Annotated in this window: 23 protein-coding genes; 4 read left to right on the top strand and 19 right to left on the bottom strand. The window is 69.1% G+C overall.

Annotated elements, in window-relative coordinates; genetic code table 11:
* Positions 1-29: 29 nt before the first annotated feature.
* On the top strand, positions 30-872 hold the full coding sequence (locus ACZ60T_RS25550) for a siderophore-interacting protein (RefSeq protein ID WP_469668017.1): 843 nt from the start codon (positions 30-32) through the stop codon (positions 870-872).
* Positions 873-901: 29 nt separating this feature from the next.
* Here the strand turns inward: ACZ60T_RS25550 and ACZ60T_RS25545 are convergent, their stop codons facing one another.
* Positions 902-1480: a GNAT family N-acetyltransferase gene (locus ACZ60T_RS25545; RefSeq protein ID WP_469668016.1), complete on the bottom strand. Its 579-nt coding sequence runs from the start codon at positions 1478-1480 to the stop codon at positions 902-904.
* Positions 1481-1562: 82 nt separating this feature from the next.
* Here ACZ60T_RS25545 and ACZ60T_RS25540 point away from each other — a divergent pair, with 82 nt between their 5' ends.
* A complete protein-coding gene (locus ACZ60T_RS25540; protein WP_469668014.1) occupies positions 1563-2546 on the top strand; it encodes an RluA family pseudouridine synthase in 984 nt (327 codons plus the stop codon).
* Here ACZ60T_RS25540 and ACZ60T_RS25535 read toward each other — a convergent pair.
* The 10 genes from ACZ60T_RS25535 to ACZ60T_RS25490 all read right to left on the bottom strand — a co-directional run bounded on the left by ACZ60T_RS25535 (position 2528) and on the right by ACZ60T_RS25490 (position 12860).
* Positions 2528-5380, bottom strand: a complete 2853-nt coding sequence (locus tag ACZ60T_RS25535; protein ID WP_365634637.1) for a DEAD/DEAH box helicase — start codon at positions 5378-5380, stop codon at positions 2528-2530. The genes ACZ60T_RS25540 and ACZ60T_RS25535 overlap by 19 nt on opposite strands.
* Positions 5381-5475: 95 nt before the next feature.
* Positions 5476-6417, bottom strand: coding sequence for a twin-arginine translocase subunit TatC (tatC, locus tag ACZ60T_RS25530; protein WP_365634634.1), 942 nt, complete (start codon positions 6415-6417; stop codon positions 5476-5478).
* 50 nt (positions 6418-6467) lie between these two features.
* The gene (gene tatA, locus ACZ60T_RS25525) at positions 6468-6746 is read right to left on the bottom strand and encodes a Sec-independent protein translocase subunit TatA (protein ID WP_252423775.1); all 279 of its coding nucleotides are present in this window, start codon (positions 6744-6746) and stop codon (positions 6468-6470) included.
* Positions 6747-7013: 267 nt separating this feature from the next.
* Entirely contained in the window at positions 7014-7208 is a 195-nt protein-coding gene (locus tag ACZ60T_RS25520; RefSeq protein ID WP_365634630.1) for a hypothetical protein, read from the bottom strand.
* A gap of 9 nt (positions 7209-7217) precedes the next feature.
* Positions 7218-7511, bottom strand: coding sequence for a phage terminase large subunit family protein (locus ACZ60T_RS25515; RefSeq protein WP_252423779.1), 294 nt, complete (start codon positions 7509-7511; stop codon positions 7218-7220).
* On the bottom strand, positions 7508-8530 hold the full coding sequence (locus ACZ60T_RS25510) for a helix-turn-helix transcriptional regulator (protein ID WP_365634625.1): 1023 nt from the start codon (positions 8528-8530) through the stop codon (positions 7508-7510). Before ACZ60T_RS25510 ends, ACZ60T_RS25515 begins: the two co-directional genes overlap by 4 nt.
* Positions 8531-8548: 18 nt before the next feature.
* Positions 8549-9526 carry a helix-turn-helix transcriptional regulator gene (locus ACZ60T_RS25505; RefSeq protein ID WP_469668012.1) on the bottom strand — a complete coding sequence of 326 codons (978 nt, stop codon included), beginning with the start codon at positions 9524-9526 and terminating at the stop codon, positions 8549-8551.
* Between the two features lie 137 nt (positions 9527-9663).
* A complete protein-coding gene (locus tag ACZ60T_RS25500; RefSeq protein ID WP_252423785.1) occupies positions 9664-10038 on the bottom strand; it encodes an FKBP-type peptidyl-prolyl cis-trans isomerase in 375 nt (124 codons plus the stop codon).
* Positions 10039-10229: 191 nt separating this feature from the next.
* On the bottom strand, positions 10230-11591 hold the full coding sequence (pafA, locus tag ACZ60T_RS25495; protein ID WP_365634617.1) for a Pup--protein ligase: 1362 nt from the start codon (positions 11589-11591) through the stop codon (positions 10230-10232).
* A 9-nt stretch (positions 11592-11600) separates the two neighbouring features.
* Positions 11601-12860: an MFS transporter gene (locus ACZ60T_RS25490; RefSeq protein WP_365634614.1), complete on the bottom strand. Its 1260-nt coding sequence runs from the start codon at positions 12858-12860 to the stop codon at positions 11601-11603.
* Between the two features lie 90 nt (positions 12861-12950).
* On the opposite strand from ACZ60T_RS25490, the gene ACZ60T_RS25485 reads away from it, so the two are divergent.
* Complete coding sequence (locus ACZ60T_RS25485) at positions 12951-13961, top strand: LacI family DNA-binding transcriptional regulator (protein ID WP_469668011.1); 1011 nt, start codon at positions 12951-12953, stop codon at positions 13959-13961.
* 95 nt (positions 13962-14056) lie between these two features.
* Here ACZ60T_RS25485 and prcA read toward each other — a convergent pair whose 3' ends face one another.
* The 6 genes from prcA to arc all read right to left on the bottom strand — a co-directional run bounded on the left by prcA (position 14057) and on the right by arc (position 20173).
* Positions 14057-14824, bottom strand: a complete 768-nt coding sequence (prcA, locus tag ACZ60T_RS25480) for a proteasome subunit alpha (protein ID WP_365634608.1) — start codon at positions 14822-14824, stop codon at positions 14057-14059.
* Between the two features lie 43 nt (positions 14825-14867).
* The gene (gene prcB / locus ACZ60T_RS25475) at positions 14868-15710 is read right to left on the bottom strand and encodes a proteasome subunit beta (RefSeq protein WP_365634604.1); all 843 of its coding nucleotides are present in this window, start codon (positions 15708-15710) and stop codon (positions 14868-14870) included.
* Positions 15662-15919: an endonuclease VII domain-containing protein gene (locus ACZ60T_RS25470; RefSeq protein ID WP_469668010.1), complete on the bottom strand. Its 258-nt coding sequence runs from the start codon at positions 15917-15919 to the stop codon at positions 15662-15664. Before ACZ60T_RS25470 ends, prcB begins: the two co-directional genes overlap by 49 nt.
* A 368-nt stretch (positions 15920-16287) precedes the next feature.
* Complete coding sequence (locus tag ACZ60T_RS25465) at positions 16288-16506, bottom strand: ubiquitin-like protein Pup (protein ID WP_365634665.1); 219 nt, start codon at positions 16504-16506, stop codon at positions 16288-16290.
* A gap of 155 nt (positions 16507-16661) precedes the next feature.
* A complete protein-coding gene (gene dop / locus ACZ60T_RS25460; protein ID WP_365634598.1) occupies positions 16662-18173 on the bottom strand; it encodes a depupylase/deamidase Dop in 1512 nt (503 codons plus the stop codon).
* A 233-nt stretch (positions 18174-18406) separates the two neighbouring features.
* Positions 18407-20173 carry a proteasome ATPase gene (gene arc, locus ACZ60T_RS25455; RefSeq protein ID WP_365634595.1) on the bottom strand — a complete coding sequence of 589 codons (1767 nt, stop codon included), beginning with the start codon at positions 20171-20173 and terminating at the stop codon, positions 18407-18409.
* Positions 20174-20417: 244 nt separating this feature from the next.
* Here arc and ACZ60T_RS25450 point away from each other — a divergent pair, with 244 nt between their 5' ends.
* Entirely contained in the window at positions 20418-20723 is a 306-nt protein-coding gene (locus ACZ60T_RS25450; protein WP_252423806.1) for a ferredoxin, read from the top strand.
* Between the two features lie 81 nt (positions 20724-20804).
* On the opposite strand, the gene ACZ60T_RS25445 is transcribed toward ACZ60T_RS25450, so the two are convergent.
* Both ACZ60T_RS25445 and ACZ60T_RS25440 read right to left on the bottom strand, forming a co-directional pair.
* Positions 20805-21380: a hypothetical protein gene (locus ACZ60T_RS25445; protein ID WP_469668009.1), complete on the bottom strand. Its 576-nt coding sequence runs from the start codon at positions 21378-21380 to the stop codon at positions 20805-20807.
* A 213-nt stretch (positions 21381-21593) separates the two neighbouring features.
* Entirely contained in the window at positions 21594-22496 is a 903-nt protein-coding gene (locus ACZ60T_RS25440; protein WP_252423809.1) for a tRNA (adenine-N1)-methyltransferase, read from the bottom strand.
* Between the last annotated feature and the right edge of the window lie 2 nt (positions 22497-22498).

Genomic DNA, 22498 nt, shown 5'->3' with positions numbered 1-22498 from the left:
ACCTCACCATGTACATCTGGGAGGTCGACATGGCAGAGCGCCCGGCAGGCAGGGCACGCAGGACTCACTCCGCGCAGGTGATCCGCACGGAGCGGCTGACCCCGCACATGCAGCGCGTGGTGCTCGGCGGTGCGGGACTGGCCGACTTCCGGGCGGAGACCTGCACCGACCACTATGTGAAGCTGCTGTTCCCGGCCGCGGGCGTCACCTACCCCGAGCCGTTCGATCTCCAGCGCGTCCGCGAGGAGTTCCCGCGCGAGCAGTGGCCGACGACCCGGACCTACACGGTGCGTGCCTTCGACCCCGTCCACCGCGAGCTGACGCTGGACTTCGTGATCCATGGCGACGAGGGCCTCGCCGGACCGTGGGCGGTGCGCGTACGGCCCGACGAGACCGTGCGCTTCATGGGCCCCGGTGGCGCCTACGCGCCGGACCCGACCGCCGACTGGCATCTGCTCGCCGGGGACGAGAGCGCGCTGCCCGCGATCGCGGCGGCCCTGGAGGCGCTGCCCGACGGTGCCGAGGCCCGCGCCTTCGTCGAGGTCGCCTCCGCCGCGGAGGAGCAGAAGATCGACTCCGACACGGAGGTCGTCTGGCTGCACCGCGGCGGCCGACCGGTCGGCGAGGCCCTGGTGGAGGCGGTCCGCGCCCTGGAGTTCCCCGAGGGCAGGATGCACGCGTTCGTCCACGGCGAGGCCGGCTTCGTCAAGGACCTGCGACGGCTGCTGCGCGTCGAGCGTCAGATCCCCCGCGAGCATCTCTCGATCTCCGGCTACTGGCGCCTCGGCCACAACGAGGACGGCTGGCAGTCCTCGAAGCGCGAGTGGAACGCCCGCGTGGAGGCGGAGCAGGAGGGCACACCCACCGCGTAGCCCCTGACGGCCGCCGCCGACGACGCACCTCACACGGCGATCCGCGCGTGCAGGTGCATGTCATGCCAGCCGTCGGGGTGGAGGAGGGCGCTGCGCTTGGTGCCCTCCAGCGCGAAGCCCGTCTTCTCCGCGACGCGGCACGACGCCTCGTTGTGCACTGCGTGCGTCAGCTCCAGGCGGTGGAAGCCGATGCTCTCGAACGCCCAGCCGGTCAGGGCCGTCACCGCACGCGGGGCGACCCCCCGGCCGCGCGCCGCGGACGCGGTCCAGTACGCGATTTCGGCGGTCCCGTCGGCCGGTTCGACATGGCGCAGGGCCGCGCGCCCGAACAACTGGTCCGTGCCCTCGTCCGCGACCGCCCAGTACGCGTTGTCCTCCCCCGCCCAGGCGGCCCGCCAGCTCTCGATCATGCCGAGGGCCTCCGTCACCGACTCGGTCGTGTAGTGGTGCCACCGACGCATCAGCGGGTCCTGGAACACCTCATGGACGGCCGGGGCGTCCTCGTCCTTCCACGGGCGGAGCACCAGACCGCCCGCGGCGGGGATCACGGGCTGCGGCTGCCGGGCAAGGGTGCCGGGCGTGACGACATCACTGATCAGAAGAGGCATGCCGCGCATGCTCTCAGGCGGTCCAGTTCACCGGGCAACCGAATATCGGCCCCGCGCCGCCCGCCTCGTACGCTGGAGCCCCATGAGACGACGCCCCCGTATCCCGCCCTCTCCCCTGCCGCAGCGCGACGGGGTCGACCCCGTGCGGGTGCGGCTGCCGTTCACCGAGGGGTGGGCCACCGTGCGCGACCATCTCGTGGCGCGGCTCGCGGCCGGACACGGGGTGATCGACCAGATGATCGACGCCGGGCAGATCGTCGGCGCCGACGGGCGGCCCCTCACGCGCGACGCCGCGTACGTACCGGGCCTGTACGTCTGGTTCCATCGCGAACTGCCCGCCGAGGAGCGCGTGCCCTACCCCGTCGAGGTGGTGTACCGCGACGAGCACATCGTCGTCGCCGACAAGCCGCACTTCCTCGCCACCACCCCGCGCGGCAGCCATGTCGCCGAGACCGCCCTGGCCCGGCTCCGCCGCGACCTCGGCATCCCGTCGCTGACCGCCGCCCACCGGCTGGACCGGCTCACCGCCGGGCTCGTGCTGTTCACCGTACGGCCCGAGGAACGCGGCGCCTACCAGTCGCTGTTCCGCGACAAGCGGGTCACCAAGGAGTACGAGGCCATCGCCGCGTACGACCCCGCGGTGGCCCTGCCGCGCACCGTACGCAGCCGGATCGTGAAGGAGCGCGGGGTCCTGACGGCCCACGAGGTGGCGGGCGAGCCCAACGCGGTCAGCCGGATCGAACTCCTCGCGCACCACGAGGGCCGCGGGCGCTACCGGCTGCTCCCGCGCACCGGGCAGACCCATCAACTGCGCGTCCATATGAACGCGTTGGGGCTGCCGATCCTCGGCGACCGGCTCTATCCGGTGGTGGCCGCCGCCGGACCGGCCGGTGACTTCGGGCGCCCGCTCCAACTGCTCGCGCGGGCACTGGAGTTCACCGACCCGGTCACGGGCCGCGCCCACCGCTTCACCAGCGGGCGCGCCCTCACGGCCTGGTCGGCCTACGGCGCATGGGCCGGTGAGGACACTCACCGGCCCGGCGGGACTCAGCCCACCGACGAGTAGGCCACCACCCCGCGCAGCAGACCGTCGACCGCCTTGCGGGCGCTCTTCGCGACCGTCGACCCCTCGGTGGGGGCGGCGGCAGCGATCTGGCCGAGGACGTCGATGATCTGCTTGCACCAGCGGACGAAGTCACCGGCCGGCATCTCCGTCTCCCGCAGCACCTCGTCCAGACCCTTGCCGCTGGCCCACATGTACGCGGCCCAGGCGAAGCCCAGGTCCGGCTCGCGCTGGCCCACGCCCTCGGTCTGCCGGATACGGAAGTCCTCCTCCAGGGCGTCGAGCCGACCCCAGATGCGCACCATCTCGCGGAGCGAGGCCTTGGCCATGCCCGAGGGAACCTTCGGCTCCATCGCGTCGTCGCCGACCCGGGCCTCGTACACCAACGCCGAGGCGCACGCGGCCAGTTCGGCCGGACCGAGGCCCTCCCAGACGCCCTCGCGCAGGCATTCACTGGCCAGCAGATCCAGCTCTCCGTACAACCGCGCCAGCCGCTTGCCGTGCTCCGTCACCTCGTCGCCGCGCAGATAGTCCAGCTCCGTGAGCAGCGCCACGATGCGGTCGAACGTGCGGGCGATGGTGTTCGTACGGCCCTCGATACGGCGCTCCAACTGCGAGGTGTCCCGCAGCAGGCGGTGGTAGCGCTCGGACCAACGGGCGTGGTCCTCACGGTCGTCGCACCCATGACAGGGGTGGGCGCGCAGGGCCGTACGCAGCCGGGCGATCTCCCGGTCGTCGGCGGCCCCCGACCGCTTCTTGCGATGCCGGTCGTGCGGGATGTGCCCGGCCTTCGTACGCAGCGCGGAGGCGAGGTCGCGGCGCGACTGCGGCGAGCGCGGGTTGAACGACTTGGGGATACGCATCCGCTCCAGCGCCTCGACGGGCACCGGGAAGTCGATCGACGCCAGCCGCTTGACCTGCCGCTCCGCGGTCAGGACCAGCGGGCGCGGGCCGTCGTGGTGATCGAAGCCGCGGTGACCGCCCGCCCGGCCCGCGGGCACCCCGGGGTCGAGGACGAGCGCCAGCCCCGCGTACTTGCCCGTGGGGACGTGGATGACATCACCGGCTCTGAGCTTCTCCAGGGCGACGGCGGCCTCGGCACGGCGCTGCGCCGCACCCTGGCGGGCCAGGTCCGTCTCGCGGTCCTTCAGCTCGCGGCGCAGCCGGGCGTACTCCTCGAAGTCGCCGAGGTGGCAGGTCATGGCCTCCTTGTAGCCGGAGAGGCCCTCTTCGTTGCGCTGGACCTGCCGCGAGATCCCGACGACCGACTTGTCGGCCTGGAACTGGGCGAAGGAGGTCTCGAGCAGCTCACGCGAGCGATGCCGCCCGAACTGCTCCACGAGGTTGACCGCCATGTTGTACGACGGCTTGAAGCTGGAGCGCAGCGGGTACGTACGCGTGCCCGCGAGGCCCGCGAGATGCTCGGGGTTCGTACCGCGCTGCCACAGCACGACCGCATGACCCTCGACGTCGATGCCGCGGCGGCCGGCGCGGCCGGTCAACTGGGTGTACTCGCCGGGGGTGATGTCGGCGTGCTGCTCGCCGTTCCACTTGACGAGCTTCTCCAACACCACCGACCGGGCGGGCATGTTGATGCCCAGCGCGAGGGTCTCGGTGGCGAACACGGCCTTCACCAGGCCGCGGACGAACAGCTCCTCGACGACCTCCTTGAACGTGGGCAGCATGCCCGCGTGGTGGGCCGCGATGCCGCGCTCCAGGCCTTCCAGCCACTCGTAGTAGCCGAGGACGTGCAGATCCTCGGTGGGGATGGCGGCCGTACGCTCCTCGACCAGGGCGCGCACCCGGTCCCGCGCCTCCTCGTCGTTGAGCCGCAGGCCCGCGTACAGGCACTGCTGGACGGCGGCCTCGCAGGCGGCCCGGCTGAAGATGAACGTGATCGCGGGCAGCAGGCCCTCGGCGTCGAGCCGCTCGATGACCTCGGGCCTGCCCGGCGTCCACACCCGGGAGCGCTGGCGGCGCTCCCGCTCGCGGTCTGCCTCGCGCATCGCGCGGCCCCGTCTGCGGTCCGGATACGAGGGGCGGCTGGCCTCCATGCGCGCCAGCCGGGTCAGGTCGGGGTTGACCGCCTTGCGGCTGCCCTCGCCCTCCTCGAAGAGGTCGTACATCCGGCGCCCGGCCAGGACGTGCTGGAACAGCGGCACGGGGCGGTGCTCGGAGACGATCACCTCCGTGTCCCCGCGGACGGTGTCGAGCCAGTCGCCGAACTCCTCCGCGTTCGACACGGTCGCCGACAGGGACACCAGCGTCACCGACGCGGGCAGATGGATGATCACTTCCTCCCAGACGGCGCCGCGGAAGCGGTCGGAGAGGTAGTGCACCTCGTCCATGACCACATAGCCGAGGCCGAGGAGGGTCTGGGAGCCCGCGTACAGCATGTTGCGCAGGACCTCGGTGGTCATCACGACCACCGGGGCGTCGGCGTTGATGCTGTTGTCGCCGGTGAGCAGGCCGACCTTGGCGGCGCCGTAACGGCGGCACAGGTCGGAGTACTTCTGGTTCGACAGCGCCTTGATCGGCGTCGTGTAGAAGCACTTCTTGCCCTGCTGCAGGGCGAGGTGGACGGCGAACTCGCCGACGATCGTCTTGCCGGAGCCGGTGGGCGCGGCCACCAGTACGCCCTTCCCCGCTTCGAGTGCCTGGCAGGCCTCGATCTGGAAGGGGTCGAGGCCGAAGTCGTACATCTCGCGGAAGGGGGCGAGCGCGGTGGCCTGCTCGACAGCGCGCTTGCGCGCCGCCGCGTACCGCTCGGCCGGTGAGAGGTCCTCTGTCATCGTGCTTTCGAGCGTACCGGGCCGCACTGACAACAGGACGATCATTATCCGCACCCCTCCGGACGCGAACGAGAGGTGGTCGTGCCCCCTGGGGGACACGACCACCTCTCGTTGTCACTACGGCCTCACGGCCCGGACCCTCAGGTCACGTCGTCATAGCCGTTCACATGGTCCGGCGGCGGCAGCTCGGAGGCGCGGCTCGCGCTCACCGCCTCGACCTCACCGATCTCCTCGGGCGTGAGGTCCAGCTCGGAGGCCTCGTCGTCCGACGGCCCCTGCGCCTCGCGCCGGGCCCGGCGGCGGTCGTTGAGCATCGAGAAGGCCACCGCCACGAAGAACAGCGCCCAGATCGGCGCCGCCAGCGCCAGCATCGACATCGGGTCGGCGCCGGGCGTCGCCACGGCCGCGAAGGCGGCGATGCCGACGACCATGCCGCGCCACCAGCCGAGCATGCGGCGTCCGGACAGGATCCCGGTGAGGTTGAGCATGATCAGCAGCAGCGGCATCTCGAAGGAGAGACCGAAGACCACCACCATGCGCGTGACCAGGTCGAGGATCTTGTCCAGCTCGAGCAGGTTCTCCGCACCCTGGGGCGTGAGGTCGATCATGACCTTCGCCGTGGTGGGCAGCACGTTGTAGGCGAGATAGCCGCCGCCGAGGAAGAGCGGGAAGCCGGCCGCGACGAACGCGTAGGCGTACTTCTTCTCGTTACGGTGCAGACCCGGCGCGACGAACGCCCAGAGCTGGTACAGCCAGATCGGTGCCGACACCACCACACCCGCGGTCAGCGAGGCCTTCAGCGCCAGAGTGAAGGGCGTCAGCAGGCCGCTGACCGTGACGTGCGCGCAGTGCCCTTCCTTCTTCTTCGCCAGCTCCCCGAAGGACTGCGCACAGCCGACCGCGTCCAGCAGCGGCTTGGTGATGAAGTTGATGATGTGCTGGTAGAAGAAGGCGGCCACGATCGTGACGACGAGGATCGCCAGCACGGCCTTCGCGAGCCGGTTGCGCAGCTCACGCAGATGATCCACGAGCGGCATACGCCCCTCGGGGTCTCTCTCCTTCTTGCGGGCAGACTTGGGCAACCCACATCCTCATCTCGTGCAGCGGCCCGGAGATGCCCCGGGTCCTCGCGTCAGCGCTGGGTCTTGTCCGTCTGCTCGTTGACCGGCCGGGAGCTGGTCACGTCGCCCGGGGAGGCCTGGATCGTGCGCTGGGCCTGCGCCTGCTCGTCGGCCGGAGCGGACGCGGCGGACTTGGCCTCGTCCTTCATCGCCTTGGCCTCGCTCTTGAGGATCCGCGCGGACTTGCCGAGCGATCGAGCCATGTCCGGAAGCTTCTTCGAGCCGAACACGAGGACGATCACCAGAACCAGGAGCACCAGGTGCCACGGCTCAAGTGCGTTGCGGAACATAAGTCTTCACCTTCTCACTGAGGCGGGGCGGCGGGCCAGGTCTGACCGATCGGACGGTTGTCTGACCATCGTGTTGGCCATCGTGCTGGCAGCGATGGTAACGCCCAGGGATGAATGCGAGACAATCCCCGCGCGAACTGCTGCCCTGCGGACCGCGCCTTCATTCCGGGCCGCGACCAGAAGCGTACCTGGCAGGCTCGGGCAGATGACAGGGCGAGGTTCCGCACATCACGCAACCGAGGGGCATACCGGGCAGTTCGCCCGCATTCACAGCGATTCCACCGAACGGGCCGTACTCACGGCCGCCCGCTCCAGATCCTCCGCGGCCCGGTTGATCCGCCGGGCCGACTCCGAGACCTGCACCCCGAGGCGCCGCGCCTCCACGAAGACCCGCACGGCGAACACACCGAGCACAGCAAGACCCAGGAACCCCGCGGCAACCGCGAACATCGGCCAGAACATGCCCCGAGGTTAGACGGTCGAGTGGAGCCGCAGCGTCCTGACCCCACCGCCCGTGAGCAGCTCCACGATCCGCTCACCGGCCGGCTTGCGCACCACGGCACCGCACTCGGGGCACGTGAAGGAGTAGAACGTCGTCCGGCTGCTCGCCCCGATGGCCAGCCGCAGCGCGCTCGCCCCCAGCTCGAAACGGGCCCGGCAGTCGGGACAGCCCGCCCGGAACACCACCGGGACCACATTGCGCATCCCGGCGAACGCCGTCGCCACCGACATCTCCTGCACCCCGGCCGCCACCGACTCGCTCACCGCCCCTGCTCCCGCCCGGCCTCGGACTCCGCGGGCCCCAGCTCCTCGTACGCCGCCAAGGCCTCGGCCGCCGCACGCCGGGCACTGTCGGCCAGCTCACACGGCGCGACGATCCGCCCGTCCCGGCCCAGCCGCAACGCCAGCCGCCGCAGCGAAGCCGGATCAGGCGTCCGCAAGGTGATCCGCAAGCCACCGTCCGGCAGCTCGTCCGCACTGTCATGCGGGTAGTACTCGGCGACCCAGCGCCCGGCCGGACCCACCTCGACCACCACCTCGGGATCCTCCGCCGCGGGCTGGACCAGCCCCTCGGACAGATCCCGCAGCTCGACCTCCGGCGGCGCCGACGGCTCCTCAAGGACCCGAATCTCGGCGACCCGGTCCAGCCGGAACGTACGGCGCGCCTCGGACCGGCGGCACCACGCCTCCACATACGTGTGCCCGACGCTGACCAGACGGATCGGATCGATCTCCCGCTCCGTCACCTCGTCACGGGCCGGCGAGTAGTAGCGGATCCACAGACGACGGCGCTCGGAGATCGCCCGGTCGACGTCCGCGAAGACACCGCCCTCGGACTCGAAGCTCACCGAGAGACGAGAGCTGGCACCCGCCGCCTCCCCGGCAGCGGTCTCCACCTTCGCCGTGGCCCGCAGCAGCGCCTGCCGGTCGCCCTCCCGCAGCCCCGGCAGCGTGGCCACCGCCCGCGCCGCCACCAGCAGCGCCGTGGCCTCATCGGCCGCCAGCCGCAACGGCTCGGCCGCGTCCGCGCCCAGCGCGGCCGGGTTGTGCCACCAGATGTGCTCACCATCGGTGTCGATGTCCAGCAGATCCCCACCGCGGAAGCTCGTCCCGCACATGGGCAGCACATCGAGATCCGAGACCAGCTCGTCCTCACTGATCCCGAAGGCCCGCGCCACATCCTCCACCCGCGCACCGGGGCGCTCCCGCAGATACGTCACCAAGGACAGCATCCGCCGGGTCTGATCGATGGCGTTCGCCGGCCTGGCCGGTCTAGCTGCCACTGTCGTCCCTCTCCCCGCTCAGCCCTTGGCCACGGCACGCAGCCGGTCCACCACGTCGGCACGCAGCTCCGCGGGCTCCAGCACCACCACATCGGGCCCGAACTCGACCAGCCAGGCATCCAGGCCGTGCCCGTACGGAATCTCCAACTCGTCCCAGCCGTCGCCCCGTTCCCGCACGGCCGTGGCCTTCGCCCGCAAGGGGTACCCCGCACCCGTACGCAACCGGATCCGCGCCGAACGGTCCGCGCCCTCACCCGCCCAACCCGCGACGGTCTCACGGACCGTCACCACATCGGGCACCTCCGCCGTGAACTTCCCCGGACGCGTCCGCACCCGGCCGGTGATCCGCGAGAGCCGGAACACCCGCTCGGCACCCCGGTCCCGGTCCCAGCCCGCCAGATACCAGTGGCCACGCCAGCACTCCAGCGCCCACGGCTCCACCTGCCGCGGCTCAGGTCGCGCGGCGGTCGCCTTGCGATAGTCGAAGACGACAGGACGACGGTCCCGGCACGCCAGCATCAACGGCTCGAACGCGACCTCGTGCACCGGGATACGCGGCTCCAGCGCACCGTGCGCCTCGTACGGATCGACGTCCTCCGGCAGCCCCGCCGCACGCAGCTTCTGCAACGCGCCACTCGCGGCACCCGCCAGCCGCGCCTGCTGCCACACCTTCGCGGCCAGCCCGAGAGCAGCCGCCTCCTCCGCGTCCAACGTGATCGGCGGAAGACGATTGCTGTCACGCCGCGCCAGATAGCCGACCTCGCCGTCCAGGTTCTCCACGGTCTCGATGACCAGACCCAGCTCGCGCAGATCGTCCTTGTCCCGCTCGAACATCCGATTGAACGAGTCATCGGACGCGGCGGCACCCTTCTCCGCCCCGAAGGCCTCCATATAGGCCTCGATGGACTCGCGCAGCTCGCGCTTGCTGAGCGGCCGACGCGTCCCGAGCAGACACAGCGCCAGGTTCATCAGCCGCTCGGCCTTGGCAATGGCCATCGACGCCCTTCGCCTTCCCTATGGTGCTTACGACCGATGACCGTACCCCCCACAGGTGTCGTGGCAAAAGCCGAGGGCCCATGCCCGGCCGGGCATGGGCCCCACACGATCGTCTCCGATCAGGCCTCGCGGACCGCTCAGACCGCGACCAGATCGCAGACGAAGATCAGCGTCTCGCCCGGCTTGATCCGGCCACCACCCGCGCCACGGTCACCGTAGGCGAGGTGCGCGGGAATGGTGAGCTGACGACGGCCGCCCACCTTCATGCCCTGCACACCCTTGTCCCAGCCCTGGATGACCTGACCGACACCCAACTGGAACTGCAGCGGCGTGCCCCGGTTCCAGGACGCGTCGAACTCCTCACCCGTGGAGAACGCCACACCCACGTAGTGAACCGAGACGGTGTCACCCGCCTTGGCCACCGGGCCGTCCCCCTCCCAGATGTCCTTGATCTCGAGGTCGGCCGGGGGCTCGCCGCCCGGGAAGTCGATCTCGGGCTTCTCGATGCTCACGTCAAAAGCTCCTGCTAGTCGTGTTGGGGCCACAGCGGCAACACCGACACTCTCACATCCCCGCAAGGGTTACATCTTCACCAGGAGCCCCACCGCCACCCACCCCCCGAACGAACCGGCACGCGAAGGGCGCCGCACCACCGTGCGACGCCCACCACGCGTTCCGGCCACGAAGGCCACGAACCCCTGCCTCACATCCCCGCGATCAGCTTCTCCACCCGGTCGTCCACCGAACGGAACGGGTCCTTGCACAACACCGTGCGCTGCGCCTGGTCATTGAGCTTCAGATGCACCCAGTCGACCGTGAAATCACGCCGCTGCTCCTGCGCACGCCGAATGAAGTCACCACGCAACCGCGCCCGAGTCGTCTGCGGCGGAACCGACTTGCCCTCGAAGATCTTCACATCGTTGCAGATCCGAGCGGCCTGCCCCTTCTTCTCCAACAGGTAGTACAGCCCACGACGCCGATGAATGTCGTGGTAAGCGAGATCTATCTGCGCGACCCGCGGATGCGACATCGTCATGTTGTTCTTGGCCCGATACCGCTCGATGAGCTTGTACTTCATCACCCAGTCGATCTCGGTCGCCACCCGGTCCAGATCCTCGGACTCGATCGCCTCCAACGTGCGACCCCACAACTCCAGAACCCGCTCCACCGTGCCGGTACGAATACCCCGGCGCTCGCAGAAGTCCACCGCCTTCTCGAAGTACTCCCGCTGCACCTCCAACGCCGAGGCCTCACGACCGCTCGCCAGCCGCACCTTGCGGCGGCCCGTGATGTCATGGCTGACCTCGCGGATCGCCCGGATCGGGTTCTCCAGCGTCAGATCCCGCATCACCGTCCCCGCCTCGATCATCCGCAGCACCAGATCGGTCGCCCCGACCTTGAGCAACATCGTCGTCTCCGACATGTTCGAGTCGCCCACGATCACATGCAGCCGGCGATAGCGCTCCGCGTCCGCATGCGGCTCGTCGCGCGTGTTGATGATCGGCCGGGAGCGCGTCGTCGCCGAACTGACGCCCTCCCAGATGTGCTCCGCCCGCTGACTGACGCAGTAGACGGCACCCCGCGGCGTCTGGAGCACCTTGCCCGCACCACACAGCAACTGCCGGGTGACCAGGAACGGAATCAGGATGTCCGCGAGCCGGGAGAACTCCCCATGACGAGCCACCAGATAGTTCTCGTGACACCCGTAGGAGTTGCCCGCCGAATCCGTGTTGTTCTTGAAGAGGTAGACGTCTCCCGCGATCCCCTCCTCATGCAGCCGACGCTCCGCGTCGACCAACAGCCCCTCGAGAATGCGCTCACCCGACTTGTCATGCGTGACAAGCTCCGTCACGTTGTCACACTCGGGTGTCGCGTATTCAGGATGCGAACCCACATCGAGATACAGACGGGCGCCATTGCGCAGAAACACATTGCTGCTACGGCCCCATGACACGACACGGCGGAAGAGGTACCGCGCCACCTCGTCAGGCGACAGGCGGCGCTGTCCCCTGAACGTGCACGTGACGCCGTACTCGTTCTCCAGCCCGAAAATGCGGCGGTCCATGACTGAACATTACGCCCGATCTCCCGAGCTGAAACGGGGTTCGACAGCACGGTTCGGACCATTTTCCGAGGAAGCCGCAACCGCCCCCACCGCCACAGGAGCCACCAGCACCCGCCCCGTGGCCAACAACACCACCAACGCCACAACCCCCGCGGCACCCGGCACCGCGAAACCCCACACCGTGCCACCCCGCTCGATCACCGGCCCCGCCAGCCCCGTCCCCACCGACGCCCCCACCGTGAACGTCGTCACCAACCAGGAGAACGCCTCCGTGACCGTACCGCTCGGCGCATGCCGGTCCACGATGATGAACGCACACGCGATACACGGCGCCAGGAACACCCCCGCCACCACCGTGAGCAACACCATCGCCACCACCCCCGGCAACAGCGTCAACGGCAGATAACACAACGCCAACAGCCCCACCAGCACCTGCAACCGCCGCTCCGGCACACCGCTCCACCGCCGCGCCCCGTACACCGACCCACCGGCCAGCGCGCCCAGCCCCAACGCCGCCATCAGCCAGCCGTACACCGCGTTCCCGCCGTGGTCGTCGGCGTACGCCACCGCCGACACCTCGATCGAACCGAGCGCGATCCCGACGAACAGGAACGAACCGAGCAGCACGAGCAGCCCCGGCGAACGCAACGCACCGAGCCAGTGCGCCTCACGCGGCGCCGAACGCCACGCCCGCGACGGCGGCGACACCACCACGACGAGCGCGCCGAGCACCCCCACGACGTTGAGCGCGATCAGCGCGGCCTGCGCCGACCACCAGGACACGCACACCGTCACCAGCAGCGGGCCGAGGGTGAACATCACCTCCTGCGCCACCGCGTCCATCGCGTACGCCGTGTGCACCTGCTCCTCCCGGCGCAGCACATCCGGCCACAGCGCCCGCAGACCGCCCTCCAGCGGCGGCGTGAACAGCCCGGAGACCACCATCGCCCCGTACGCCAGGGCCGGCGGCTCGACACCCGAGAGCGCGAACACCGTCATGGCCAGCGCGGACACGATCGCCGCGGGCAACTGCACCCGCGGCTGGCCGTGCAGATCCACCAGCCGGCCCAGCAACGGCTGCCCCACCGCATTGGCCACCCCGTACACCGCGGCCAGCGCCCCGGCGAGACTGTAGGTGCCCCCCTCGGCCCGGACGAACAGCACCACCGCGATCGCCGCGATGGCGTTCGGCAGCCGCCCCACCAACGTCCCGACCAGCAGACGAGCCGCATGCCTCGCCCTGAGGATCTCCAGGTACCCGGCGGCCATACCCCATCCTTAAGAAGTTTTACGTATAACCAACCCGCCATACGTACCATGAGCGCTAACCGCACGTCCAGACGAAAGAGCAGGTCAACGGTGGCACGAGGGAGCACGCGACCCACCAGCCGCGACGTCGCCCAAGCCGTCGGCGTCTCCCAAGCCGCCGTCTCCCTGGTCCTCGGCGACAAATGGCGCGGACGCGTCTCCGAGACCACCGCCGAACGCATCCGGCAAGCCGCACAAGAACTCGGCTACCGCCCCAACCTCGCCGCACGCAACCTACGCCTCGGCCACACCCGCACCATCCTCCTCGTCGTACCCGCCCTGACGAGCGAATTCTTCGGAGGCGTCTACACCGGCGCCGCCACCGTCGCCGCCGAACACGGCTTCGGCGTCGTCCTCTACCCCTCCCCCGAAGGCACCGGCCCCGCCAAGAACCCCTTCCACTCCGCCCGCGCCGCACTCGACGGCATCATCGCCTCCTCCATGGCCGCGGACGCCCTCACCGCCCTCCGCGACGCCCCGCTCCCCCTCGTCATGCTCGACAGCGACCCCCACGCCACCCCGGGCGCCGCGACCGTCAACCTCGACATCCCCGACGGCATGCGCCAGACCGCCGACCACCTCCTGGCCCTCGGCCACCGCCACTTCCTCCACCTCGCGGCCGACATCCCCTCCTGGACCTTCACCACCCGAGCCCACGAACTGGCCACCCGCCTCACCGCCGCCCCCGGCACCACCCTCCGCACCACCCGCGCCCCCCTCACCATCGAAGGCGCCCGCACCGCCACCGAAGCCGCCCTCACCACCCCCGGCCCCCGCCCCACCGCCCTCGTCTGCGACGACGACAAGCTCGCCATCGGCGCCTACAAGGCCGCCCGCCGCCTCGGCCTCCGCATCCCCGACGACCTCTCCGTCACCGGCCTCGACGACCTCACCCTCGCCACCGCCGTCGACCCCGAACTCACCACCGTCCACCTCGACGCCGAACTCTTCGGCCGACGCGGCATGCAAGCCCTCCTCGCCCTCCTCGACGGCCACACCCCCGACCAGACCGACATCCCCGTCCACCTGGTCGTCCGCGGCTCCACCGCCCCACCCCGCTGACCACCGGCCCCACACACGCGTGCGCCCCGACCGAGAACGGCCGGGGCGCACACACAACAGGCGAGGACGCGCTCCTCACCCACCCGAACGAGTGATCACTTCTCCGACCCCGAGGACTCCGAATCCCCCGAGGCCTCCTCCTCGGACTCCGCGGCAGCCGAACCGTCACCCGCCAGCAACCGGGCGAGCTGACGACCCACGATCCGCTTGAACTTACGCTGCTGCGGCCGCGTACGATCCAGCACCGCGACCTCCAGCCGCTCCGCCGGAATCTCCCGCTCACTGCCGTTCGTGTCCCGCGACAGCGCCTGCACCGCCAGCGTCAACGCCTCCGTCAACGTCATACCGTCCCGATGACGCTGATCCAGGAACCCGCTGATCTGCTCCGCGTTACCGCCCACCGCGACCGAACCGTGCTCATCCACGATCGACCCGTCATGCGGCAGCCGATAGATCTGGTCGCCCTCCGGGGTCTCCCCCACCTCGGCCACCACCAGCTCCACCTCGTACGGCTTCTCCGCCGCACTCGAGAAGATCGTGCCCAGCGTCTGCGCATACACGTTCGCAAGACCCCGCGCGGTCACATCATCACGGTCGTACGTGTACCCCCGCAGATCCGCGTAGCGCACACCACCGATCCGCAGATTCTCGTACTCGTTGTACTTACCGGCGGCCGCGAAACCGATCCGGTCATAGATCTCACTGAACTTGTGCAACGCACGAGACGGATTCTCACCGACGAACACGATGCCGTCGGCGTACTGCATCACGACCAGACTGCGGCCGCGCGCGATGCCCTTACGGGCGTACTCCGCCCGGTCGGCCATGGCCTGCTGGGGGGAGACATAGAACGGCGTCGACACCGGTTACCCGTCCCTTTCTGTCGAAGTCATCGGAGCACCGTCATCAGAGCAACGCGGCACTCGGACCGTCGGGCTGCTCCAGGCGCCGCTCCAGGACCGCGCGGGCGATCTCGGAGGACTCCCCGTCGGTGAGCCGACGGCACCCCTCCTCGGTGATCACCGTGACCAGCGGATAGATCCGGCGCGCGACATCCGGACCACCCGTCGCCGAGTCGTCGTCCGCCGCGTCGTACAAGGCCTGGACCACCAGGGTCATGGCCTGCTCCTCGGACAGGTCCTCACGGAACAGCTTCTTCATCGCACCCCGCGCGAAGAGCGAACCGGAGCCCGTGGCCGCGAAGGCACGCTCCTCGAAGCGGCCACCCGTCACGTCGTAGGAGAAGATACGGCCCTTGTCACGGTCCAGGTCATAGCCCGCGAAGAGCGGCACCACGGCCAGACCCTGCATGGCCATACCGAGGTTGGAACGGATCATCGTCGACAGGCGGTTCGCCTTGCCCTCCAGGGAGAGCTGCACGCCTTCGACCTTCTCGAAGTGCTCCAGCTCGAGCTGGAACAGCTTCACCATCTCCACGGCGAGACCCGCCGTGCCGGCGATACCCACCGCCGAGTACTCGTCCGCCGGGAACACCTTCTCCATGTCCCGCTGCGAGATCAGATTGCCCATGGTCGCCCGCCGGTCACCCGCGAGCACGACGCCCCCCGGGAACGTCGCGGCCACGATCGTGGTGCCGTGCGGGGCCTCGATCACACCCTGGGCGGGCAACTGTCGCTTGCCGGGCAGCAGCTCGGGCTGATGCTCGGCGAGGAAGTCCATGAAGGACGACGACCCAGGCGTCAGGAAGGCAGCCGGTAGACGCCCGGTGCTACGAGGGTTGGCTTCCACGCGTTTCCTTCCAGGTAATCGGCAGCTCGGTACATCGCTTCGGGGTTGTCCCGCAACAGCCCGAGGCCGGAATTGCAGTTGAAGCACAGTACGCCACGGACCCTACCCGTCTTGTGGCAGTGGTCCACCTGAGTGGCAGGAGCCGACAGACAGATGCAGCAGACACCGCCCTGAGAAGCGATCAGCTCGTCCCGCTCGGCCTCGGTCATGCCGTACTTACGCAGTAGGCGCTGTGCGGGCGCCGCAGCCGCTCGACAAGCCTTGCAGCGACTGGCCAAGCCGTCGGTAACGCCACGCTTTCGATGCCACTCGCTGCGTGGCTTGACCTCACCGCACCCTCGGCAACGTTTGTGCCCCGCAGGGATCTGGTCTTCCGGACCGAGGACCGGAAGCTCCCCCCGGTAGTTCATGGAGCAGTCCCGGCAATGCCGCTGCAACCCATCGAGGTTCGACCGCTTACGACCGAAGGCTGCGCGCGGCTTGTACTCGCCGCACCGCGCGCAGCACTTCCCCAGTTCAGTTCCTGACACTCACAGCCCCCACCTTGGATTCAAAGGTGTTCCGCCCGACTGAATCCCTATTCGCCGCCCTTTTGAACAAATGACCGAACGAAGTCCTCTGCGTTTTCCTCGAGTACGTCATCGATTTCATCGAGCACCGAGTCCACGTCATCCGACAATTTCTCGTGCCGCTCCTGGAGGTCCTCGGAGCCCTGCGCGTCCTGTGTCTGTTCCTCGACCTCTTCCGTGGAGCGCGTCGCCTTCTGCTGGCCGCCGCCGGTGTCCTTGGTCGCCATAACCCTCACCCCGCTCAGTTCGCCCGACATGGTCGGCATTCCGTCGATCGGTGATGATCAGACCCTACTCGCCAGGTCCGACATCGGCCCCGCAGTTACTCCAACGTACGGGGACCATCTCGATGATTCCCGGTCGCCGCGATTTCCACCCTCGCTCATCCGCCCGAGAGGACCCTGACCAGATCCTCCGCCGTGCGGCAGCGGTCGAGGAGTGCCTTGACGTGATTGCGCGTTCCGCGAAGCGGTTCCAGGGTGGGGACGCGCTGCAGCGAGTCCCGGCCGGGCAGGTCGAAGATCACCGAGTCCCAGGACGCCGCCGCGACGTCGTCCGCGTACTGCTCGAGGCAGCGACCGCGGAAGTACGCGCGGGTGTCCTCCGGGGGCTTCGTACGGGCCCGCTCGATGTCGTCGTCGGTCAGGAGGCGCTTCATGCGGCCACGGGCGACCAGGCGGTTGTAGAGACCCTTCTCGGCGCGTACGTCGGCGTACTGGAGGTCGACGAGATGCAGCCGGGCGGCGTCCCAGTCGAGGTTGTCTCGGCGCCGGTAGCCCTCCATGAGTTCGCGTTTGGCGACCCAGTCGAGTTCGCCGGCGAGGCTCATGGGGTCGCGCTCGAGGCGGTTGAGGGTGTCCTCCCAGCGGGACAGGACGTCCTTGGTCTGCTCGTCGGCGTCGGCGCCGTAGCGCTCCTCGACGTATTTGCGCGAGAGCTCGTAGTACTCCATCTGGAGTTGGACGGCGGTGAGTGTCCGGCCGCTGCGGAGGGTGATCAGGTGCTTGAGGCTGGGGTCGTGGGAGACCTGGTGGAGCGTGCGTACGGGCTGGTCGACGGCGAGGTCGACGGCGATGAAGCCGTCTTCGATCATGGAGAGGACGAGCGCGGTGGTGCCCAGCTTGAGATAGGTCGAGATCTCGGAGAGGTTGGCGTCGCCGATGATCACATGGAGGCGGCGGTACTTCTCGGCGTCGGCGTGGGGCTCGTCGCGGGTGTTGATGATGGGGCGCTTGAGGGTGGTCTCGAGGCCTACCTCGACCTCGAAGTAGTCGGCGCGCTGGCTGAGCTGGAAGCCGTGTTCGTTGCCGTCCTGGCCGATGCCGACGCGGCCCGCTCCGGCGAAGACGGGGCGGGAGACGAAGAAGGGGGTGAGGTGGCGCACGATGTCCGAGAAGGGGGTGTCCCGCTTCATCAGGTAGTTCTCGTGCGTGCCGTAGGAGGCGCCCTTGTTGTCGGTGTTGTTCTTGTAGAGGTGGATGGGCTGGGCGCCGGGGAGCTGGGCGGCTCGTTCGGCGGCCTCGGCCATGATGCGTTCGCCGGCCTTGTCCCAGAGGACGGCGTCGCGGGGGTTGGTGACTTCGGGGGCGCTGTATTCGGGGTGGGCGTGGTCGACGTAGAGGCGTGCCCCGTTGGTGAGGATGACGTTGGCGAGGCCGATGTCCTCGTCGGTGAGCTGGCTGGAGTCGGCGGCCTCGCGGGCGAGGTCGAAGCCTCGCGCGTCCCGTAGCGGGTTCTCTTCCTCGAAGTCCCAGCGGGCCCGGCGGGCCCGGTGCATCGCCGCGGCGTAGGCGTTGACGATCTGGGATGAGGTGAGCATGGCATTGGCGTTGGGGTGGCCGGGGACGGAGATGCCGTACTCCGTCTCGATGCCCATTACTCGCCGTACGGTCATGCGGCCCTCCTTGCCAGGCGGCGCCCTTGGTCGGGGCGGCGCTCCGTTACCGCTGGTGTTCCGGTGCGCGTGCGGTGCCCGTCCCCGCACGGCGCGACGTGGCGGTACGAACGAGCCTAGAACGCCTTTGCGGTGGTGGGGAGATCAATTTGGTTGTTTGTCCTGTAGTGATGCGCCCTGAAATGCAGGTGGCTGCGGGTGCCCGGTGGGGCCACCCGCAGCCGCCCTGTGTTTTACAGGTATTGACCGGTGTTTGCCACCGTGTCGATGGAGCGCCCGGTGTCTGCGCCTTGCTTTCCGGTGATGAGGGTACGGATGTAGACGATCCGTTCGCCCTTCTTTCCGGAGATGCGGGCCCAGTCGTCGGGGTTGGTGGTGTTGGGCAGGTCCTCGTTCTCCTTGAACTCGTCCACGCATGCCTGGAGGATGTGGGAGACCCTGAGGCCCTTTTGGCTGTGTTCCAGGAAGTCCTTGATCGCCATCTTCTTGGCGCGTCCGACGATGTTCTCGATCATGGCGCCGGAGTTGAAGTCCTTGAAGTAGAGGACTTCCTTGTCGCCGTTGGCGTAGGTGACTTCGAGGAAGCGGTTCTCGTCGGATTCGGCGTACATCTGTTCCACGGCGGTCTGGATCATGCCGTGGATGGTGGCGCCCCTGTCTCCTCCGTGTTCGCTGACGTCGTCGGCGTGCAGGGGGAGGTTCTCCGTGAGGTACTTCCCGAAGATGTCCTTGGCCGCTTCGGCGTCCGGACGTTCGATCTTGATCTTCACGTCGAGGCGGCCGGGCCGCAGGATGGCGGGGTCGATCATGTCCTCACGGTTGGAGGCACCGATGACCACGACGTTCTGCAGGCCTTCGACACCGTCGATCTCGGCGAGGAGCTGAGGAACGATGGTGTTCTCGACGTCGGAGCTGACGCCGGAGCCGCGGGTGCGGAAGAGGGATTCCATCTCGTCGAAGAAGACGATGACGGGGGTTCCCTCGCCGGCCTTCTCACGGGCGCGCTGGAAGACGAGGCGGATCTGCCGTTCGGTCTCGCCGACGTACTTGTTGAGGAGCTCGGGGCCCTTGATGTTGAGGAAGAAGCTCTTGCCGGCGGCCTGGCCGGTCACCTCGGCGACCTTCTTGGCCAGGGAGTTGGCGACGGCCTTGGCGATGAGCGTCTTGCCGCATCCAGGGGGCCCGTAGAGCAGGACGCCCTTGGGCGGGCGCAGTTCGTGCTCCTTGAACAGGTCGGGGTAGAGGTACGGGAGTTCGACCGCGTCGCGGATGGCTTCGATCTGGCCGGCGAGGCCGCCGATCGCTTCGTAGCCGATGTCGGGTACCTCTTCGAGGACCAGCTCCTCGACTTCGCTCTTGGGTACGACTTCGTAGACGTAGCCGGAGCGGGACTCGAGCAGGAGGGCGTCGCCGGGGCGGATGGTGACGTCCAGCAGCGGCTCGGCGAGCCGTACCACCCGTTCCTCGTCGGTGTGGCCGAGGACGAGGGCGCGTTCGCCGTCCTCGAGGATCTCCTTGAGGGTGACGATGTCGCCGATGCGCTCGTACTCCATGGCCTCGACCACGTTGAGCGCTTCGTTGAGCATCACTTCCTGGCCGCGGCGCAGTTCGTCGACCTCTACGCCGGGGCTGACGTTCACCCTGAGCTTGCGGCCTCCGGTGAAGATGTCGGCCGTGCCGTCCTCGTTCGCCTGGAGGAAGACGCCGAAGCCGGCGGGCGGCTGTGCGAGGCGGTCGACTTCTTCCTTGAGGGCCACGATCTGGTCGCGGGCCTCACGGAGTGTGTTGGCGAGTCGTTCGTTCTGGGCGGACACGCCGGCCAGGTTGGTCTGCAGCTCGACGATCCGCTCTTCGAGAATCCTCGTGTGTCGCGGAGAGTCGGCGAGCTTGCGTCGCAGGACGGCGATCTCCTGCTCAAGGTAGGCGATCTGCCCGGCCGGGTCGTCGGACCCTCGTCCCGGGCGGATGCCGCGGTTCATGTCGTCGTCGTGGGCTGCCACGGTCCTCACCTCCTCTTAGGGGAGCTGGACGCTTCCAGACCCTACCTGGGTGGGTGGCGATTGAAACCCCTAGATCACAAAGACTGTGGGGTGTGTCCGATCTTCACCCTTGCGCTCTCCCTCACGCCAGGGGAATACCCACCGAACATGATTGGGAAGCGGCCGAAGGTAGGGTCGGAGTGTTCAACACCCGTCAGAGCTGGCCTGATTCCCGGGCGGCTCCGCGCAGGAATCGGCAGGAGAGATGACCGTGCAGCAGCAGGCCTCAGTGGACGGCGAGGCGCTGGAGGTCTGGATCGACCAGGATCTGTGTACCGGCGACGGCATCTGTGCCCAGTACGCGCCCGAGGTTTTCGAGCTGGACATCGACGGCTTGGCGTACGTGAAGGGCCCGGAGGAGGAGCTTCTCCAGGCCAGGGGTGCCACAACGCCCGTACCGCTGCCGCTTCTCACGGATGTGGTCGACTCGGCGCGGGAGTGTCCCGGGGAGTGCATTCATGTGCGTCGGGTCGCGGACGGGGTGGAGCTGTACGGTCCCGACGTGGAGTGATCGTACGACCACGGCGCGCCATGTGTGGCTGGATTTGGCGCATCTGGTGTGCGGGGCCGCTGAGGTGGGTGGGGCGGGGGGTCATACGCTCCGGGCTTCGGAGGGCGTGGAGCGGATGAACGCGCCGTCGTTCCAATGCCACTTGGCGGGGGTCTTCCGGTCGGGGCAGCAACTCGGTACGTCGGGCGAGGAGTAGCCGACGAGGGTGGCGGTGACCGCCGCGTCGCGGAGGGCGAAGTCGGTGACCGTGAGGCGGTCCTTGGGGTCGACGAGGGTGGCGACGACGCGGGGCTTCGGGGAGTCGGCGGCGCGCGTGAGGACGTAGATGCCGTCGGGTGGGGTGCCCATGCCGGCGTCGCAGTGGACCACGGCCACGGTCTCGGGGCGGCCGTCGCCGTCGAGGTCGCCTTTGGCCTGCTGCTTCACGACGGGCTCGGTGGTGCCGCACTGGAGGGGGAAGTCGGCGTCGGCGGGGTCGGGGGCCGCCGCGGTGACGGGGGGCGTCTTGGCCCCGTGGGAGGGCTGGGCGGCGGTGGCCGGGCCGGGCTGGAACAGCGAGGAGAGGGCGATCACGCCGGAGACGGCGGCGGCCGTGATGATCCAGTGGAGGGGCCGGGTGGTGGCGTGGGCCAGTTCCGGGACAACGGGGTGCTGCACGAGAGAGATGTCTCCTGTGAGGGCTGTGCCGGTGGGGTGTCCCGCATCGTGCCACACGTCACAGGGCGGCGGAACGGTGGGGTCCGTGCTGCTGGCGGTGCGTCACATGTGATCGCGTGCCGGTGGTTCAACGCGTGAGCGCCGTGGTCGAGTTCCCGGTTGTCGGGGGGAACTCGGCCACGGCGCTCGTGAGTTGGCGGGGCGTGGGCCGGGTCAGCGGCCGGTGCCCGCGTCGGCGTTGGGGCCGCTGTAGTCCTCGCCGTAGGCGCCCTTGGCGGGGCGGCGGCGGCGCATGGGGGGCTCGACGCCGTCGGCGAGGCGGCGGGCGGTGAGCAGGAAGCCCGTGTGCCCGATCATCCGGTGGTCGGGGCGGACGGCGAGGCCTTCGATGTGCCAGTTGCGGATCATCGTCTCCCAGGCGGTCGGCTCGTTGAAGCAGCCGATCTCGCGGATGGACTCGACGGTCCGGGCGAGCTGGGTGGTGGTGGCCACGTAGCAGCACAGGATGCCGCCGGGGACGAGCGCCTTGGAGACGGCCTCCAGGCATTCCCAGGGGGCGAGCATGTCGAGGATGACGCGGTCGACGTCGGTGTCGCTCAGGTTGTCCTGGAGGTCGCCGACGGTGAGCTGCCAGGCGGGGTGAGGGCCGCCGAAGTAGCGCTCGACGTTCGCCTGGGCGATCTCGGCGAAGTCGGCGCGGCGCTCGTAGCTGTGCAGCATGCCCTGGTCGCCGATGGCGCGCAGCAGGAAGCTGCTGAGCGAGCCGGAGCCGACGCCGGCTTCGACGACGCGTGCGCCGGGGAAGATGTCGGCGAAGGCGAGGATCTGTCCGGCGTCCTTGGGGTAGACGACGGCGGCCCCGCGGGGCATGGACAGGACGTAGTCGGGGAGCAGGGGGCGCAGCGCGAGGTAGGCGACGTTCCCGGTGGTGCGGACAACGCTGCCCTCGGGGGCGCCGATCAGTTCATCGTGCGGGAAGGAACCCTTGTGGGTGTGGAAGTTCTTTCCTGCTTCGAGCGTGAACGTGTAGTGACGGCCCTTGGGGTCGGTCAGCTGTACCTGGTCCCCGACCTTGAAGGGCCCGCGCCTGCGGGCGGCACCGGTCGGTTCGGACATGT

The organism is Streptomyces sp. NPDC104371 (genome assembly GCF_055583785.1).
Note: the sequence above shows the minus strand (reverse complement) of the source record. Positions and strands in the feature narration are given on the sequence as shown.